Source organism: Methanocella sp. MCL-LM, from assembly GCF_049676595.1.
Lineage (GTDB): Archaea > Halobacteriota > Methanocellia > Methanocellales > Methanocellaceae > Methanocella_A.
Genome location: NZ_CP187259.1, coordinates 2,684,081 through 2,701,133, shown reverse-complemented (window position 1 = coordinate 2,701,133; position 17,053 = coordinate 2,684,081). Strand labels below are relative to the sequence as shown.

Annotated in this window: 16 protein-coding genes; 8 read left to right on the top strand and 8 right to left on the bottom strand. The window is 56.2% G+C overall.

Annotation, left to right across the window (positions count from 1 at the left end):
* Window positions 1-34: 34 nt before the first annotated feature.
* The 4 genes from ercA to ACPLPM_RS13785 all read left to right on the top strand — a co-directional run bounded on the left by ercA (window position 35) and on the right by ACPLPM_RS13785 (window position 4,670).
* Complete coding sequence (gene ercA, locus ACPLPM_RS13800; RefSeq protein WP_424357353.1) at window positions 35-1,201, top strand: alcohol dehydrogenase-like regulatory protein ErcA; 1,167 nt, start codon at window positions 35-37, stop codon at window positions 1,199-1,201.
* Entirely contained in the window at window positions 1,191-2,660 is a 1,470-nt protein-coding gene (locus tag ACPLPM_RS13795) for a sensor histidine kinase (RefSeq protein WP_424357352.1), read from the top strand. The genes ercA and ACPLPM_RS13795 overlap by 11 nt, the downstream gene beginning before the upstream one ends.
* 696 nt (window positions 2,661-3,356) lie before the next feature.
* Window positions 3,357-3,728: a PadR family transcriptional regulator gene (locus ACPLPM_RS13790; RefSeq protein WP_424357351.1), complete on the top strand. Its 372-nt coding sequence runs from the start codon at window positions 3,357-3,359 to the stop codon at window positions 3,726-3,728.
* Complete coding sequence (locus tag ACPLPM_RS13785) at window positions 3,729-4,670, top strand: hypothetical protein (protein WP_424357350.1); 942 nt, start codon at window positions 3,729-3,731, stop codon at window positions 4,668-4,670.
* 513 nt (window positions 4,671-5,183) lie between these two features.
* On the opposite strand, the gene ACPLPM_RS13780 is transcribed toward ACPLPM_RS13785, so the two are convergent.
* Window positions 5,184-5,978, bottom strand: a complete 795-nt coding sequence (locus ACPLPM_RS13780) for an alpha/beta fold hydrolase (protein WP_424357349.1) — start codon at window positions 5,976-5,978, stop codon at window positions 5,184-5,186.
* A gap of 166 nt (window positions 5,979-6,144) precedes the next feature.
* On the opposite strand from ACPLPM_RS13780, the gene ACPLPM_RS13775 reads away from it, so the two are divergent.
* A complete protein-coding gene (locus ACPLPM_RS13775; RefSeq protein WP_424357348.1) occupies window positions 6,145-6,780 on the top strand; it encodes a thymidylate synthase in 636 nt (211 codons plus the stop codon).
* Between the two features lie 557 nt (window positions 6,781-7,337).
* On the opposite strand, the gene ACPLPM_RS13770 is transcribed toward ACPLPM_RS13775, so the two are convergent.
* On the bottom strand, window positions 7,338-8,099 hold the full coding sequence (locus ACPLPM_RS13770; RefSeq protein ID WP_424357347.1) for a TatD family hydrolase: 762 nt from the start codon (window positions 8,097-8,099) through the stop codon (window positions 7,338-7,340).
* Window positions 8,100-8,260: 161 nt separating this feature from the next.
* On the opposite strand from ACPLPM_RS13770, the gene ACPLPM_RS13765 reads away from it, so the two are divergent.
* Window positions 8,261-8,536, top strand: a complete 276-nt coding sequence (locus ACPLPM_RS13765) for a hypothetical protein (RefSeq protein ID WP_424357346.1) — start codon at window positions 8,261-8,263, stop codon at window positions 8,534-8,536.
* A 26-nt stretch (window positions 8,537-8,562) separates the two neighbouring features.
* Here ACPLPM_RS13765 and ACPLPM_RS13760 read toward each other — a convergent pair whose 3' ends face one another.
* Window positions 8,563-9,468, bottom strand: coding sequence for a substrate-binding domain-containing protein (locus ACPLPM_RS13760; protein WP_424357345.1), 906 nt, complete (start codon window positions 9,466-9,468; stop codon window positions 8,563-8,565).
* A 125-nt stretch (window positions 9,469-9,593) separates the two neighbouring features.
* Here ACPLPM_RS13760 and ACPLPM_RS13755 point away from each other — a divergent pair, with 125 nt between their 5' ends.
* Both ACPLPM_RS13755 and ACPLPM_RS13750 read left to right on the top strand, forming a co-directional pair.
* Complete coding sequence (locus tag ACPLPM_RS13755) at window positions 9,594-11,030, top strand: heterodisulfide reductase-related iron-sulfur binding cluster (RefSeq protein ID WP_424357344.1); 1,437 nt, start codon at window positions 9,594-9,596, stop codon at window positions 11,028-11,030.
* Window positions 11,031-11,034: 4 nt separating this feature from the next.
* A complete protein-coding gene (locus tag ACPLPM_RS13750) occupies window positions 11,035-11,721 on the top strand; it encodes a phosphotransferase (protein WP_424357343.1) in 687 nt (228 codons plus the stop codon).
* On the opposite strand, the gene ACPLPM_RS13745 is transcribed toward ACPLPM_RS13750, so the two are convergent.
* The 5 genes from ACPLPM_RS13745 to ACPLPM_RS13725 form a co-directional block, all read right to left on the bottom strand.
* Window positions 11,722-12,837: an alkaline phosphatase family protein gene (locus ACPLPM_RS13745; RefSeq protein ID WP_424357342.1), complete on the bottom strand. Its 1,116-nt coding sequence runs from the start codon at window positions 12,835-12,837 to the stop codon at window positions 11,722-11,724. It lies immediately after the preceding gene.
* The gene (locus ACPLPM_RS13740; RefSeq protein WP_424357341.1) at window positions 12,838-13,695 is read right to left on the bottom strand and encodes a hypothetical protein; all 858 of its coding nucleotides are present in this window, start codon (window positions 13,693-13,695) and stop codon (window positions 12,838-12,840) included.
* 10 nt (window positions 13,696-13,705) lie between these two features.
* Window positions 13,706-14,599 (bottom strand): hypothetical protein, encoded by an 894-nt coding sequence (locus tag ACPLPM_RS13735; RefSeq protein WP_424357340.1) that lies wholly within the window; start codon window positions 14,597-14,599, stop codon window positions 13,706-13,708.
* 120 nt (window positions 14,600-14,719) lie between these two features.
* On the bottom strand, window positions 14,720-15,532 hold the full coding sequence (locus tag ACPLPM_RS13730) for an energy-coupling factor transporter transmembrane component T family protein (RefSeq protein ID WP_424357339.1): 813 nt from the start codon (window positions 15,530-15,532) through the stop codon (window positions 14,720-14,722).
* Window positions 15,529-17,049: an ABC transporter ATP-binding protein gene (locus ACPLPM_RS13725; protein WP_424357338.1), complete on the bottom strand. Its 1,521-nt coding sequence runs from the start codon at window positions 17,047-17,049 to the stop codon at window positions 15,529-15,531. The genes ACPLPM_RS13730 and ACPLPM_RS13725 overlap by 4 nt, the downstream gene beginning before the upstream one ends.
* Window positions 17,050-17,053: the final 4 nt, after the last annotated feature.

Sequence of the window (17,053 nt, the reverse complement as noted above, 5' to 3'; positions counted from 1 at the left end):
AAATTAATTAGCTAGTTGACGTCGGTGGATTGTTATGGTAAAAAACAGCATGCAGAACCTGCGCAAATTCGTCGCTCCCGAATTTGTCTTCGGCACCGGGGCGCTGAGGCTGGCAGGCCGCTATGCAAAAAACTTCGGCGGAAGCAAGATCCTGCTCGTTACTGATGCTAACTGCATTAAGTACGGCATTGCCGGCCAGGTCGCCGAAAGCCTGGACGAAGCCGGCCTGGAATGGGCTTTGTTTTCGGACGTATACCCAAACCCCAGCGCCGAAGAGGTCATGGCCGGAGCTGCCGTTTACCGGGAAGAAGGCTGTAACCTGATCGTGGCGGTCGGCGGCGGCAGCCCGATGGACTGCGCCAAAGGGATCGGCATCGTCAGCTCGAACGGCCGGCACATCCTCGAGTTCGAAGGCGTAGATAACGTCCCTCTCCCCTGTCCCCCGCTGATATGCATACCGACGACGGCGGGTACTTCTGCGGATGTTTCCCAGTTTGCCATCATCCGGGACTGCGCCAGAAAAGTGAAGATAGCCATTGTCAGCAAGACTGTGGTGCCAGATGTAGCCCTGATCGATCCGGCGACGACAGTGAGTATGAGCCCTGAGCTGACCGCCTGCACCGGCATCGACGCTCTTACCCATGCTGTCGAAGCATATGTGTCTAATGCCAGTTCTCCTGTTACCGATGTCCACGCTCTGGAGGCCATCAGGCTGATCAGATCAGGCATTACTGGAGCTTATGCCCGGCCGGATGACCTGGAAATGCGGGCCCTGATGATGCTGGGCAGCCTCCACGCAGGGCTGGCCTTCTCAAACGCAAGCCTGGGCGCAGTCCACGCGATGGCTCACAGCCTCGGCGGCCAGCTTAACCTTCCCCACGGCCTCTGCAACGCCCTGCTTCTCCGCCACGTCACCGCCTATAACTTTGAAGCCGCTCCGGAGCGGTACACGACCATCCTCTCTGCACTGGGCTACGAAACGGCGGGTAAGAGCCCGGCCGAACTGAACGCTCTGTTGTCCGCAGGCCTATCCGGGCTGCTCGACTCCGTCAACCTCGGTCAGAGCCTGGGCAGTATCGGCGTCGGCAAAGGCGATCTTCGCCAGCTTTCGGCCAAGGCCATCTCAGATCCGTGCATGGTTACCAATCCCCGCCGCCTGAGCCTCGACGATCTTGAGGTGATCTTCGAAAATGCCCTCTGAAGGCCCGGGCAACGATTACGACCCTCTCCGGGACAAAATCATCGGGCTTGGAGAGCACTCGTTCAGAAAGAGCTATTATCCTGAGCTTCAGCGCCGGCTGGCAGACCTGGAGCAGTTCAGAGCTTTGCTGGACGAGAGCAACGACGCCATCTTCCTCATCAGCCTCGAAAACCGGCGCTTCGCTGACGTGAGCGGCTCTGCGTGCAGGCAGCTGGGCTATACCCGGGACGAGCTAACCGCTATGCTACCGGCGGGGCTGGTCGACCCTGCTACGAGACCGCTGGTATTGCCGGTCTTCATGGGCCAGGTCGAGCGCCTGAACGTCGTGACGTCGCTGCTGTGTAAAAACGGGACCTGGGTGCCTTACGAGATCGCCATCCGGACCGTGGACTTCAACGGCAAGGCTTTCGCAGTAGCCGTGGCCAGGGACATCACCGACCGCAAGCAGATCGAAGATCAGCTGCGCCGATCCGAGGAGACTTACAGGGAAATCTTCGACGGGGCCAACGACGGCATCCTCATCCTGGAGATCGATACCGGGCACACCATCGATGTAAACAGCACCGCCTGCAGTCTCTTCGGGCTTACCCGGGAAGAAGCGATGCACACCGACTTTCTGCGCCTGTACGCCGGTGGCAAGTACACCCGCGAAGATATCCTGGGCCTTTTCATGGACGTCAGGCTCAAAGGGCCCCGGTTTTCCGTCCAGAAATCCCGGACTAAAGACGGCCGGATCTTCTGGGCCGAGTTCAACCTGAAGTACGTCAGCATCCTTGGCGGAGACTACATCATGGTTATAGTCCGGGACGTGACCGAACGCCGGGACGCGGAGGAAAAGATCAAGGCCTCGCTCCGGGAGAAAGAGGTCATGCTCAAAGAAATTCACCACCGGGTCAAGAATAACCTGCAGGTGGTTTCCAGCCTGCTGAACATCCAGTCCCGCTATATCACCGACCCGGGGGATGCCGAACTATTCAAAGAGAGCCAGAACCGGGTCCAAACCATGGCACTGGTGCACGAGAAGCTCTACCAGTCCAGCGATCTCGCCCGCATCGACTTCTCCTCATACCTCGACAGCCTGATGAAAAACCTGTTCTACTCGTACGCCATCGGCCGGGATAACATCACCATGAAAGCGGACATCCAGCCGATCTCTATGGGGGTGGATACGGCAGTGCCCTGCGGCCTGATCGTCAACGAGCTAATCTCCAACAGCCTGAAGCACGCCTTCCCCGGAAATCGGGCGGGCGAGATCCGGGTCTGCATTCGTGAGGTCGACGGCCGGGCCGTAATAAAGGTGGCCGACAATGGCGTCGGGCTGCCGGAAAACTTCGACTTCCACACCTCCGAATCCCTCGGCCTGCAGCTGGTGAACATGCTGGTCGAGCAGCTCGACGGCAGTATATCTCTCGAACGGGAAAACGGAACGAAGTTCACAATCGCTTTTAAAAGAGCATAAGGGACTGGCCGGGAAAATTGATAGGGATGGGCAGGTCCCGGCCACTACTGAAGTTTGGGTTGGGGACTGTACTACAACCTGGCCCAGAACCGAGTAGGGCGTGTGTAGTACGAGGGTTTCTGTTACTGATACCTACTTGTCCTCATGGGCTTATATAGGATAACCAAGAGTATGCTGAAAGTATTCGGCACGTTTTCCTGGGATAGAGTTTTCAAAGGGCATAGTTATTCTTGAATCTTTTTTGAGAGTTCCCTTGCTGGGATGTTCGCCTTTTGAACGCCTGCGTTTGCAGGCGTTCTGGAAGGCGATTCGTACACGAACGCTGCGCTGTGCCAGGATCACAGATTAAAACAGATTGCACTGATTTCACAGATGGCATTAGAATCAAAGCGGTAGGCGGTTAATCCATTTCTCATCGACCAGTATCTGTGCAATCTGTGCTATCTGTCATAATCTGTGATCCTGGCACAGCGCAGCGTTCGTGTGCGCTCACGGGCTCATATGCAACGTCTCAGAGTAGAACCACTACAGGACCTTATGAATGACTGATATTAAAAGTTCCAGAAATCACTTTGCTCGCATTTCCTCCCTCCTGCCACCGCTCACGGAGCAAATTATTTATACCTTGTGACACACAGTATACTGTGTGACAGTATTTCTGTTGTCACACGTTATACGGCATGAAAAGTGATACGGATGGACGAGGTCGTGGAAAGGTTCGAAACGGAGGTCAGGCGAGGTATGATACAGGTGACTATTATGTGTCTGCTGGAGCAGGAGTACTACGGTTACGACATCATCAGGAACCTGAAGGAAGTCGGCATCGACATCGATGACGGCACCCTGTACCCCATCCTGCGCCGGCTCGAGGACGACCGGCTTCTGGTCAGCCGCTGGGAAACTACCGGCCCCCGCCCGAGGAAATATTACGTGATCACAGAATACGGTAAAGAGATCAGAGAACAGATGCTCGCTTCGCTGGCTTCGATGAACGCGGCGGTCGAGACCTTTAAAGCCCATATTATGGGAGCCCATAGTGTGGGAGCCAGGAGTAAGGGAGTGAAGTAAATGTACGAAAAATTGATCGACGAGTATATCTGCAGAGTGACTGCAGACATGGGGTCCGCTCAGCGTGAAGAAGTGGGCCGTGAACTGAAGTCGCACATATACGATAGCGCAGAGGCTATCGCGGTAAAGCGTGGCACCGGGATCGACGAGACCATCGTCAGGGAAGTACTGGCGAAGATGATGCCGCCCCAAAAGCTCGCGGCCATGTACCCGTCGAAGGCCACGTTCCTGAAGAGTAACGGCATGTGGAAAGCCGTGCAGGCTCTGGCCGGCATCGCAGTGGCCTTCCTGCTGCTCGCCGGGATCATCTACGTGGTGGCGCCCGAGGCAGCCGGAATCTCCGTCGGAGTCATACTCCCGGTCGTGTCGGCGCTGGCACTGGCGATCGTGGTTATCACCATAATCTTCTCCATCATCTACCTGTACGAGTCAAGGCTAAAGGCGACCTACGAAGCCCGGCTGCACAGGCTGGAAAGAAGCCTCGAGCACCCGGCCTCGCCCATCAAGATCGGCTTCACGATCTTCTTTACCCTGCTGGGAATGGCCGTTATCGCACTGCTCTGGCCACACATTCCCTTCATCGCGAACTTTAGCACCGGCCAGCTGGTGCCGCTGTTAACTCCGGCGTTCGGCTCCTTCGTGCCGTACTACCTGGGGTGGGGAGCGGCTATGGTACTGGTCCAGGTACTCTACATAGCGCTTCCGCAGAAGTGGGTGGCATCCCTCCTGGAAACGGGGCTGAGCCTCGCGAGTGCCATGCTGACCTTCTGGGTCTTCCAGGCATTCCCGTTCAACCCGGAGCTGTCGGTGATGATCGCGGCCGGCATCAAGGTGCTGCTGGTAGTCGCCATCCTGGGAACGCTGATCGATGCTGCCAAAAAGCTGTGGCAGACCGCCCAGTTCTTCATCTACGGGGACCTCAGGAACAGCCAGGCCGGGTAAGGCCTGGTTCTTTCAACGAAGAATTGTGGGTCGGGGAGGTGTTGAAAGGTCAGGGGCCGGGGAGGCCCCGGGAGGTCAGGGAGAACTTTCAAGCTGGGAGGTTCGGGAGGTCAGGAGGTCGGAGAGCAGGTTCTGAGGGGGGCCGAAGGTCAGAGATTTAATATTTGATAATCATATCTGACCTTTCTTGGGCTGGCAGGTACCGTTTACACGAAGTACTCAAAGTACGCGAAGTACCCGAAGTTAAACTATAAGATCGGATTACAGTCATCCCTTTTATCGTACTTTGAGTACTTCGTGTACCTCGTGTAAATGGTACGGGCGCTCATAAGAAAAGTTCAGAATAATACCCTGTTATCCTCTCTAACCTTTCCATTCTCCCCGACCTCCTCTCTGACCTCTGACCCTCTCTGACCTCCCAGCTTGAAAATCCTCTCCGGCCTCCCGGGACCTCCCTAACCTGCCATTTTCACTGTCTTCCCGTTCTCAGGGCCGGATCAATCCCAAATTTTTTTAAAGCTTTACTAGCTCGTTCTCCGGCAGCGGCCTGTCATTAATCCAGTCTCGTACAAGCCTGGCGTACAGCTCCGGCTTCTCGAAGCTAAAGGTGTGCCCTACTCCGGGAACGACGTAGCCGCGGCCGTTCGGCAGGGTGGCAGCGACGTCTCTGGCAGACGCTTTCATCATGCCGTACTCTTTTCCGCCGACCAGGGCCAGGACTGGTACGTTTACCTCTTTCAATGCTGCCGGCAGCTTGTAGGTCATGTTCGCCCTCAGTATCCGGGCCAGCACTTCGCCTCGCGTCTGCCTCGTATCCTCGAAGTACGCCTCGAACATGTCCTCGGGGAGGTGGTACGATCGGGCCTGGAGCCTTGCAAACGACTTATTACGGGCCAGCGGAATGGTCAGCTTTACCGTGGGATCGAACAGCAGCGGGTGCAGCATCAGGCCTGATCCGGGCACTGGCCTGAGCTCCGGGCTGTTCACGACCGCGTGATCGACGACTTCGGGAAATGCGGCGAGCAGCTCGAGCAATACCTGCGCTCCCAGGGACACTCCTACGACGTGGGCTTTTCCGCCGTGCGCCCTGGCTTTGATGGTCTCTGCGATCAGGGCGGCTGCTTTCTCGTGAGCGAACGGGCTTTCGCCTCTGCTGCCACCGTGGTCCGGCAAGTCGGGTACTATGCAGTGGTAATCCTGCATGAGCCTCAATATGTTGTCCCACATCCAGCCGCTCATCCCGCCACCGTGTAAAAAGAGGACTGAGGGGGCATCCGCAGGTCCGGCTTCTGTCATATAAAGTGTCATAGTATGATCTCCTACCTATCCCGGCTACGATGTATATGGTACGCTTTCGTTTAAATCTCTTTTACGGCGCCCACCAGGCTGCTCCCGGAGCCCCGGAAGAAAGGTTAATGCCCTATTAGGGGTTATCTGTAATGCTAATCCTGAAGGGTAGCATGAGGCTCGAGCGATGATCGCAGGCGAATTTGATAGCATTGCTAAAGCATGGGAATGGGCAATCGGCAAGATCTACCGGGAAGGACAGCTGGTCAACACCGAGTACGGAGTAAAGGCCAGGATGGTCAACGGCATGCTGCTGGAGATCGCCAGCCCGGTGCAGAAGTGGCACCCTAAAGACCCGTTCTGCAGCCCGATGAGAGTCAAGTTTTACATCGAGCAGTTCAAGCGCGAATCCGCGGGCAAGCACGGGTTTGAGTATACCTACATAGACCGCATGGTCAACTACGAGGGCTTCGACCAGCTGAAGTGGATGGCCGAGCAGCTCAAAAACAAGCGCTACGACTCCAAAAGGGTGCAGGCGATCACGTGGATACCCCACGTCGATGATGCTAAGAAAGAGGACCAGCCCTGCTTCCAGCGCATCTGGGTATACCCTTACCAGAATAACAAGCTGGACGTCCACATCCACTACCGGTCCTGGGACATGTTCAAGGCCTTCGAGGCCAACCTCATGGCCTTCCAGGAGCTCGTCAAAGACGAGCTGACCGGGCCCTCCGGCTTCACTTTAGGCAAGCTCCGGTGCTTCGGGGACAACGTCCACATTTACGAGGACGACTTCCAGGCCGTAGAAGCTGTGCTGAAATAAAATAATCTGTGTCCCAATAAACTACAGCGGTATAATGGACATAGCAGTTGATTGAACTATGGCGGCACGGCTCCTTATTCTGACAACTGGAAATTAGGTTTTTAAACCACGGCGGCACGGCGACACTAAGACAGTGCGATCCACGAAAAGCCGGATGGTAACTGGAACCACGGCGGCACGGCGACACGGAGACAACCGTACCCGAATAGCCAGGCTCTTTTTTTATTGATTCACGGCGGCACGGCGGTCTGACGGCACTGAGACAAAAGTATTGAGAATCATGGGGCTGGGGGCAGGTCAAGATACCACGAGAGCGTTGAAGCCTTTAAGCCATGCGATTACATATTCAGACTAAACAATTGGCCAGCAAGCTGATTATAGTTAACGGGCTGTCTCCGTGTCGCCGTGTATCATAAAAAAGAGCCCACTATTACGTGGTTCGCCATTGTCTTGGTGTCGCTGTGCCGCCGTGGTTTAAACAATTGATCATGGAATGCTGGTACATATTGTCTCTGTGTCGCTGTGCCGCCGTGGTTACTTTATTTATCGATTGTATGTTATGGTTTTATTTTGAACACTCGCCTGGCATTCTTGTCGCAGACCGCATCGATGGCCACCGGGTCGATGCCAGCGAGGCGCATGACGTGGGCTGTTCTGGGCACTCCTAGCACGTCGGTAAGGTTGGAGGACATGTCCGTGTTCAGGATCAGCCGGCTCACGTCGTAGTTCTTCACTATCTCGGCGGCGGCAGCAGGCGAGAGCTTGCCGGGCTGGACGGTGAGCCCTGCATTGTAGCCCCGGTCTATGATTAGCTTTACCGTATCGGGGTCTGCGTGGTCGATGACGATTCTGTCGGGGTCGATGGAGAACGTGGACAGGACGTTGATGATCTCTCTGGTGATCTGGACTTTGCTGCTCCTGGGGGTGTGGGCGATGATCGGCAGGTCATACTTTTTCGCCAGCTCGATCTGTACCTGGAAGAGGCGGACTTCGAAAGGGTCTCTTGTTTCGAGGCCGGTTTCTCCGATGGCTGTGGCGCATCCCCTTTTCAGGTATCCTTCGAGAAGTTCCTCGCAGGCATCGATATCTTCCGGCCTGGTCCGGGGGTGAAGCCCGAGCCCAAGGTGGACGCGAATGCCCTGTTTGCCTGCTCTCTTCTTTTCCTCTTCCAGGCGATCGAAGTGGTCCCTGAATACGACGTCGGAGCTCATTCTCAGCGGGTCATGGGCCAGTGTGATCACATCTGTTATGCCGGCGATGGCCATCAGCTCGAAATCTTCCATGGGTCTGGTATCGAGGTGTACGTGAGTATCAATCATGTCCTTTCACCAGGAAAACAATCACAGGTGACTGTTGGTTCTCGAGAATATAACTCTATGCAGGCTTTGAGGCACGCGTCGGCCATAATTCTATCTTTGAGTTAAATATATATACAGATAAATTATAATAGTGACTAATAGCTGAGCAAGCGGTTAAGCATATGTCTGATCTCGATAAGTCTGCTTCCCCGGGTATCGCCTGCACCTGCGCTAAGGATCTGCTCCACGATATCCTGAATAACAACCAGGTTGCCATCGGCTATCTGGAACTGGCGTTGGAACAGATGAAGCCGGAGAACGAGCTTCGATCAATGCTATGCCAGGTGCATAAAGCCCTGATGCGAAGTAGCGATCTCGCTCTGAACGCTTACCGGACCAGCCGGGATGCGCCCAATTCTTGCGAATATGCCCTTCAGGCATCTCAGAAAAAGCCCTGAGAAAAAAGGAAGCGGCCGGTGCCGCTTCAGGTCTTGTTCAGCAGGTCTGCGTAGAACAGCTGCTGGCCGTACTGATCTTTACCGTAGCTGTCGATCATCGACTGGGTTTCCTGGCTCTGGAAGTAGTCGACCAGCTTGCTGGCCACAGCGTAATTCACGTTGGGGTGCTGGGTCTGGTTGACCGCGATGATGCTATATTTATTGATCATGTTCGGGTCGTCTTCCATCAGGATGATCAGCGACATGTTCTTCTGGTTCTTCAGGTAGGTGCCCTTGTCGCTGAGCGTGTATCCCTGCATCTGGTCAGCCATGCGGAGCGTGTCTGCCATGCCCTGGCCGGTGGACTTGTACCAGGCCATGGTGGCGTTGGAGGGCTTTCCGAGGCCGGTCTTGTTCCAGAGCTCGGTTTCCTTGGCAGCCGTGCCTGATGTGTCGCCTCTCGAGACGAAGACGGACTGGTTGGAGTAGATCTTCTTTAAGGCCTCAGTGGCGTTCGTGCCCTTGATGCCTGCGGGATCGCTCTCGGGACCCACGATGACGAAGTAGTTGTGGGCAAACTGCGTCCGGTTCCAGCCGTGGCCTTCATCCATGAACTTCTGCTCTGCGGCGGGGCTGTGGACTACCAGGACGTCGACATCGCCGGTTTCACCGAGCTTGATCGCTTCGCCCGAACCCTTGGACAGAATCTGGATTTCGACATTGTTCTCCTGCTTAAAGGGCGCCAGGATATTATCGAGCAGGCCAGTATCGTACACGCTCGTCGTGGTGGCGAGCTTGATGGTTTGCGGGGCCGGAGTTGCTGTTGCGGCCGGTGTTGCAGTGGCTCCCGGAACTGGTGTCGGAGTGGGCGTAGTACAGCCGGATATCGTTACTATCATTGCGATAGATGCTGCGGCAATAAACAAAATTGCCAGATGTTTACTAGAAATCATAACAACCTCTGTCTTAGGTATAAAGTGATTGACCAATAAACCTTTCGTAACTTATAATGATTAACATCATGTGATAATGGCCTGTCAGTAAACTTTTAATAGAATCGACACGAAAATTATAATTTATGTCGCCGAACCCGGGGAGAAAACTGGCACTATTCCTATCTGCCCTGCTACTTTGTGCAGGCATAGTAACCCTGATCCCCGACCAGTGGCTGACAGGCAGCCAGACCTGTCATTCCTGCCACACGGCGCAGGCGCCGGCAGGCCACATGCTTTTCAGGCCGAATTACCTCGGGTATAACTCGCTTTGCTCGTTCGCACCGATAAGCACGCTGCTCCTCGCCGGTACCGGATTACTCATTTTCCTTACCTCGTTTCAGTTCAGGTTCGAGCGGTGGGGTAAAGAATACCGTCTCATCGCATCCTCTGCCTCTTTCGGGCTGGCTATCGCCACCCTGGTGCCCTTTTCGGGACACTATACCAACCTGATTGGAGGTCAGACACTTTGTCCGGCAGCTCCGCTTAGCACCGGCCTGCTGGCCGGCTTAGGCCTCATCGCACTTAATGGTTTCGTGGTTTGCCCCTTCCTGATGGCCTGGCGGTGTCGGTGCCCTTCACTGGAAAACACGCTGGACGTCTGGCAGTCTCCACACCGCTCGATAAACCGGCTGATCACGCTGCTCGTGACCGGCAGGATGAGCGAGGAAGCCCTGCGGCGGACATATCGGTGTACGTTATGCAACGGGTGTTGGCTCGCCTGGTTTAACCGGCAGGTCAGGAACACCGCAGTGAACAAGGGTCTAGTGCCGTCGCACCTGGCCACGATCCGCACTAACATAAGCGCAACCGGTAACCCTTACGGTGTCATCGCTGACGGGGGCATGGCGATGGATAAAAAATCCGACACGCTCCTGTTCATAGGATGTACTGGCCGGTTCCGCACGCCCGAAATCCTGCGGGCGGCAAGAACTCTGCTGGATCGGAAGGGGATCCAGTATTATAGCTTGCCCGATGAAACCTGCTGCGGCTACACGCTCTATAATCTCGGCGATCGGTCGGCCGCGTACGAGGCCGTTGATAAGAACCTCGAGCGTTTCCGGCGGGAAGGTATCCGCCGGATCATCACGGTATGCCCGGGCTGCTATGAGGCGTTTACTACCCTTTACAAGGGCCGAAACAGTTTCGACCTTGAAATCCTGCTGGCAGTCGACCTGCTTAAAGATTGCAAAATTACTGCCGAGAATACTATCGTCCACGAACCCTGCCACGCAAAAGGCCGGGGAGAGATGGTCCGCGGCCTTCTGGACGGCGCGGGCGACCTGAGTACCGGCGGATGCTGCGGGGCAGGCGGCGGGCTCATCTCGTGGGACAGAATGCTGGCCACGTCCCGGGCGAGGCATCTCCAGGAACAGAGCGGCAGAACTGTTATCACCTACTGCCCGCTATGCTATCTGAACTTCAAGCGGGCAAACCCTGGCAGTGTTGAGGATCTGTACATGATGATGGCAGCACATGTAGAACATGCAGCGCATGTAGAACATGCGGCAGAGAGGATGTGATCTGATGGAAGAACTGCCCTGGCACCCGTTTGGAGATATCTCTGTCATCCGGAAGTTCCCGAGCAAGAAGAACCACGTATATCTGGTGGATGTAGAGGGAAAACGGATGATCCTGAAGCTGTTCACGAACGACCGCTGTGCAAACGAGTTTCGCGTCCTGAGCCAGGCCTATGACATCGGCATTCCGGTACCCCGGCCTTACGAGATGCGGGACCGGGCGATCCTGATGGAGTACGTGGTAGGCAAGACCGTCAACGATCTCGTCGAAACAGGCCACCGCTATGATCTGGTGCTGGGAGTGGCCTCCTGGCTCGCGAGGTTCCACCGGACCTTCATCGACGATGATGGCAAGGTTCTGCTGAAGTCGGACGCTATCTTCAAGAACTTCATCGTGGCCGACCGCATCTACGGCATCGACTTCGAGCTGTCCCGGCCTGGCAACCCGGAGGAGGACGTCGGTGAAGCGATCTCCTTTTTACTGGACACGAACCCGATGTTCACCGACGAAAAGATCCGGCTGGCCTACAGCTTCATCAGGACGTACGAGGGCGAGTCGGGCATCAAGCTGAACGACATCGAGGACAGCATAGCCAAATCTCTAATCGAGGCGGCCGGCTTCAGGCCGGGCCAGAGAGAGCTGCTGTTAAAAAAAGCGAAGGACCTGATCGTGCTCAAGCCCTTCTCGAGATAACTATACTTTATAGACGACCAACGGCACTATCATATCTTCAGGAAGCAGGGTGCCATGGTTTCCACCAGCGCTGATCTCGTGCACGCCGTGATCAGCCCAGACTACTACCACCGTGCCGGGACACAGCACCGAATTGATGCAGCCGATCGTATTGTCAGCATCTCTCAGGGCAGCCACTGCCTGTTCAGACTCAGGGCCAAAAGCGTGTGCTTTCTTATCGGTATCCTTGAAGTGGACGATCATCAGGTTCGTGCCATTCAGGTATTGCCTGATGGCCTCGGCCGCAATCTCGTCGCTTTCCCGGCCGTTGCCGTTCGTATCCGGCCGGTAGATCACGTCGTCCCCTATAAATACTGGCGCGCTGACGCCGTCTATCCAGACGGCAGACTTACCCTGCGCCTGGAGGCGATCGAAGATCGTCTCGACGTCCGGTATGCCGCTGCCAAAGTCACCTTTGGTGAGGTTGGACGGCTGACCAGTGACCAGCGCTCTGCTGTTCACCCTGGAGACGGACGGGTAAACGCAGGTCGCTTCCAGGGGTGTCCCGAGCGCAACGATATTATTGATAGTTCCGTTCGCCTTCGCCTTGTTATACCTCTCGGAGCCCAGGGCATCGACATAGTAGACGATGATCTGGGTGGCGGTGCCGTTGATCAGCCCTTCACTGCCTTCGCCGGTGAGGGAGTACATGATCGAGTGCGGCAGCTCCAGCGACGAGTGGGCCGGCTTTGCCGTCGTGGTCACATTGATCCGGCTCGCTGCGTACGTCTCTTTACCATCGTAGATCCGGCCATCGGGCAGCACCAGGAAGGGCATGTCGTAGTCATAAGCATACGCCTCCTGTCTCCAGTCGTACTGGCGGTCGTCTATGGACACAGCAGCCACCGGGTATAGCCCGTAGTAATACAGGAATATCTCCAGGGGCACGCCGTTAACCTCGTCAATGGTCTCGTTGCAGTTTTGCAGGCTGGCATACACCGACTGGTTGATCGCCATCGCCGGCTCGCCCTGCAGTGTAATAGACCATTGCTGGGCGTTGCTCGTGCAGCCGGATACGGCTGCGAAAAGAAGTATGGACAGAGCGGCAAGTGCCGCTACTGTCACACCATTTTTCATCTAGGCCACCACGATCGTCTGGACGTCAGGCCAGTTCTGCCTGTTCTTGACCTGAGAGGCGAGCTTGATCGTGCCGCTGTCCCTCGTCAGGAAATAGGTACCATGGAGGACCTGATCCCGGCTTATCTCCTCTCCGTCGATCGTGACTGTAGAGAAGTCCGTGTAGCCTTCCTTAAACAGGAGGGTTTTCAGGCTGATGCCCGTGACTACATATCCAGTCTCATACTGGTAGTTGGTATCCTGGTATGTGTAGCCCACAGTTTTCTTGCTCACCGGCATGGTCTCGATGCCATCGTCGAGCATCTGCCCGAACGTGACCTTCTCATTATTAAGCTTCACGGAGTCTCCCCCGTCACCAACAACTACGATGGTCTTAATATTTTTAAGCCACGCTGCTATGGGCATATTGCTGCTCAGCACGCGGACCGAGTACTCCATCGGCACAAACACCGTGTCTTCGGTGATCTCTGACTTGTTCAGCACCAGCACAAAGTCGTCGGCGTACAGCACCAGGTAATCGAATTCGGTGACACTATGGGCTTTGAGGAAGTCCATCACAGGCGTGCCAGTGGATGGTACTCCTTCTCCGTCCTGCGCTACCAGCGTCTTGACTTCCTTCTGCTTCAGTTTGAAGATGTCGTCCACGGGCACGAACTCGTCAGCCTGCGTATCGCCTGTGAGCAAGATCGTGCCGTTGACGTTGACGCCCGGGGCCACGACACTGCCGTGCCCCTCGTGGCAGTCACCGCAGTCCATCTGAGGCTGCTGCATAGCGGCGGTGACCGCATAGGTCCCGATCGCTGCGACCAGGAGGCCGACGACCAGGCCCGCAATGAGGAACTTGTAGACTTTCTCCATCTGTATTCACTCACACAATCTTGATCGTAGCCAGGTCGCTGACTCTGGTGCCGGAAGACTGGTTTGCCACGTAGTTCTTCAGGCTGCCGTCGGTGCCGATGGTGATCAGGGCGTTCGGGTCTGCCCGGATGTCCGCGAGCTTTATTGTCTTGTTGTACCCGTCCTTGCCAGTGAAGACTGCGGCAGTGGCATCGCCCTGGATAGAAGCGCTGTCGAGCAGGGCGTTGAGCGATGGGCCGGTGATGGCGACGGTGTTGTTGCTCTTGTCCATGTACGACGAGCTAACCTGGGGCAGAGCCTTGAGGTCCTCCAGCGAGAGGTACTTCTTGTTGTCCGTCAGGCCGGTGATCGCCAGCGCCGGCTCGGTTGCCGCGCCCTTGACAATCTCGATCTTTGCGGGCATCTTCATCCACATGTTGTTGGTTTCGTTGGGGACCACGATGATGATCGAGTTCTTGTCGTTGATATTCGCCTTCATGGCCGTGCCGTTCTTCTTGAGGGCGACGATCGACTTCTCTACCTGCTCAGAGGTGTACACCAGGTTATACCCGTCAGCGGCGGCGATCTTATAGGAAACTTCCCCTTCCGGAAGGCCTGCCTTAGCGATGATCGACGGCAGTGGTACGCCAACGTAGTCGCCGATCGATTCAGTGCCCACCGAGTTCACTGTGTATATGCTGAGGAGCTCTTTGAATTCCATGGCTTTCATGTCCGCATAGGTGACCGTCACGGGAGACGTAGTGCCACCGGTGATCTCTATACTGAAGTCCATCGTGTCCGGCAGACCGGCTTTCAGGCCACCGGCATTATCCGTAGCGCCTGACGAAGTGCAGCCAGACAGGGCTGCGGCTGCTAGTAAAACAAATACAATTGCAATAATCGTCGATACTTTGTAGTTTCTCATGACTAAACACCCTCAAACCATTCTGATTTAAGTGCCTACATGTAATTACAATAAGTAATAATTAAACCTATTGTAATTATTATATGTAACATGTATATTGAGAATAGTTGACAGGCGTAATCAATTGTTATAGATACTTATGTCCGGAAGTGGCATCCAGCCCGTAAACCGGTTGATCAGGAGCAGCAGAAAGATGCCGACGCTCAGCAGGATGATCGTTGCATCCAGGGCCCCGAAGCGACTGGTCCGGATGAACGTCCTGTGGGGCCTGTACCCGAAAGCCCGGCCTTCCATGGATACGGCCAGCACATCGACCTTCGACAGCGCCGAAACAATAAGCGGCTGAAGCGTATATTTCGCCGACCTGAAGACCGCCCCCAGCCCACCGCCTTCCACATCCAGCCCTCTGGTCAGCTGAGCCTGGCGGACAGTGCCGGCTTCCGCCTCGAAGACCGGAATGAACCTGAGCGCAGTGACCAGCATGAACCCGAACCTGTATGGCACGCCGGCCTTGATCAGGGCATATGCCAGCTCTCCGGGGTCCGTGGTCAGGACAAAAATGGCGCTGGCAAAGATGATGCTGGCGAACCGGAGCACTACTACCAGCCCGATGGTGATCCCCAGCTCGGTCACATCTATGCTGAGCAGCCATAGCGGTATTGAAAAGTAGATCGTCCCTCCGGGGTTAAACAGTACCTGGATGGCGAATAGCAGGACCGTAAAGGATAGCATGAACCTGGAGAATAGCACGGAAAACGGAGCAGGCGAGCGGGTCATGGCCGCAATTACTACTAATAGCAGCAGGCAGGCGAGCTGTAGTTCTATGCTATCGAACATGAATGTGGCAAAGCTGAAGATCGCCAGCACCGCCAGTTTGGTCAGTGGGTTCAGCCTGTGGATGATCGACCTGCCCGGCACGTACCTGATCTTCATGCGAAGCCTCCCGGCAGGTAGTCCTCGAAGCCTAACTCTGCCAGAGCCCTGAACGCCGCCCCGGGGGTATCGTCCACGAGGATCTGCCCGGCGTCGAAAAACGCGATGCGATCGCAGCACTGGTAAGCCACGTCGGCATCGTGGGTGACGAAGATGACTGTCTTACCGTCAGCCCTGAGGTTGCACAGGTCCCGGGTCATCCTCGCCGCGTTGACCATGTCCTGGCCCACCAGCGGCTCGTCGAGGATGAGTACCTGCGGATCGTAAGGCAGTACCGAACACAGGTTCAGCCGCCGTTTCTCCCCAAAGCTCAGTTTGAGGGGATGCCTCTCCGAGTACCGAGAAAGATCGTACCTGTCCAGAATGGACTCGACTGCAATTCGCTCCTTTTCGGCAGGGTAGCCGAAGTTTTTGCAGGCGAACCCCGCCTCCGACCGGACTGTGCGCTCGAAGATCTGGTGATTGGGATTCTGGAAAACAAAGCCTGCATGCCGGGCTATTTCTGTTACTTTCAGTCGTCTCGTGTCCCGGCCCATCACCCGGACCGTGCCCTTTCCGGGCTTGTTGATGCCAGTGATGTGCCCGAGAAAAGTCGTCTTGCCCGAGCCATTCCGGCCCATGATGCCGACGATCTCTCCCGCGCTGGCCGTGAAGTCGATACCCCTCAGCACTTCGTGGCCATCGTAGCCGAAACATAAACCTTCTATTCGGATTGTTTCTCCTGCCCTGCTACCCGCACTTTTTCGGGTGGCGAACGCCTGCGGTAGTGAAGCTGCCGTGATGCGGTCGACGTACCGGTGCGTTGTTGCCCCCGGCTCCCCGTCGAAGATGACCCGGCCCTGCTCCATGACGATCATCCGATCGGCCAGGCCTGCGATCCGGTCCAGCTTGTGCTCGATCACCAGGATCGTCATGTTCTCCCGCTCTTTCAGCCGGCGAATGGCCCGGAAAATGTCCGCCGTAGCCTCCGGGTCGAGGCTGGACGTAGGCTCGTCGAGGATGAGGATGCCCGGGCTCATGGCGAGCATCGAAGCGATCGCCACTCTCTGCTTCTCCCCGCCCGAGAGCTCGTAGATACCCCTGCCCCGCAGGTGGGAGGCTTCCGCCGCGGCCAGCGAGGCTTCGACCCTGCGCCTGACTTCTTCCGCCGGGAGGCCGAGGTTCTCCGGGCCGAACGCCACCTCGTCTTCCACGGCGAGGGTGCACAGCTGGGCCTCCGGGTCCTGCTGCACGATGCCTACCATCGTCGCCATCTCGGCCAGCGGCACATCTCTCGTAGTTTTACCGCATACTTCGGCCACGCCTTCCAGCCGGCCTTCGATCACGTGGGGGATAAAGCCCCCGATAGCCATGGCCAAGGTTGACTTACCGCAGCCTGAAGGCCCCGTGAGGACGATGACTTCACCTGCCCGGACCTCCAGGCTGACGTCGTCGATGGCAGGAGCTGCCGCTCCGGGGAACCAGAACTTCAGGCTTGAAAGCCTGATCACAGGGGCCTGCTTCGGTAAATCAGCCATGGGG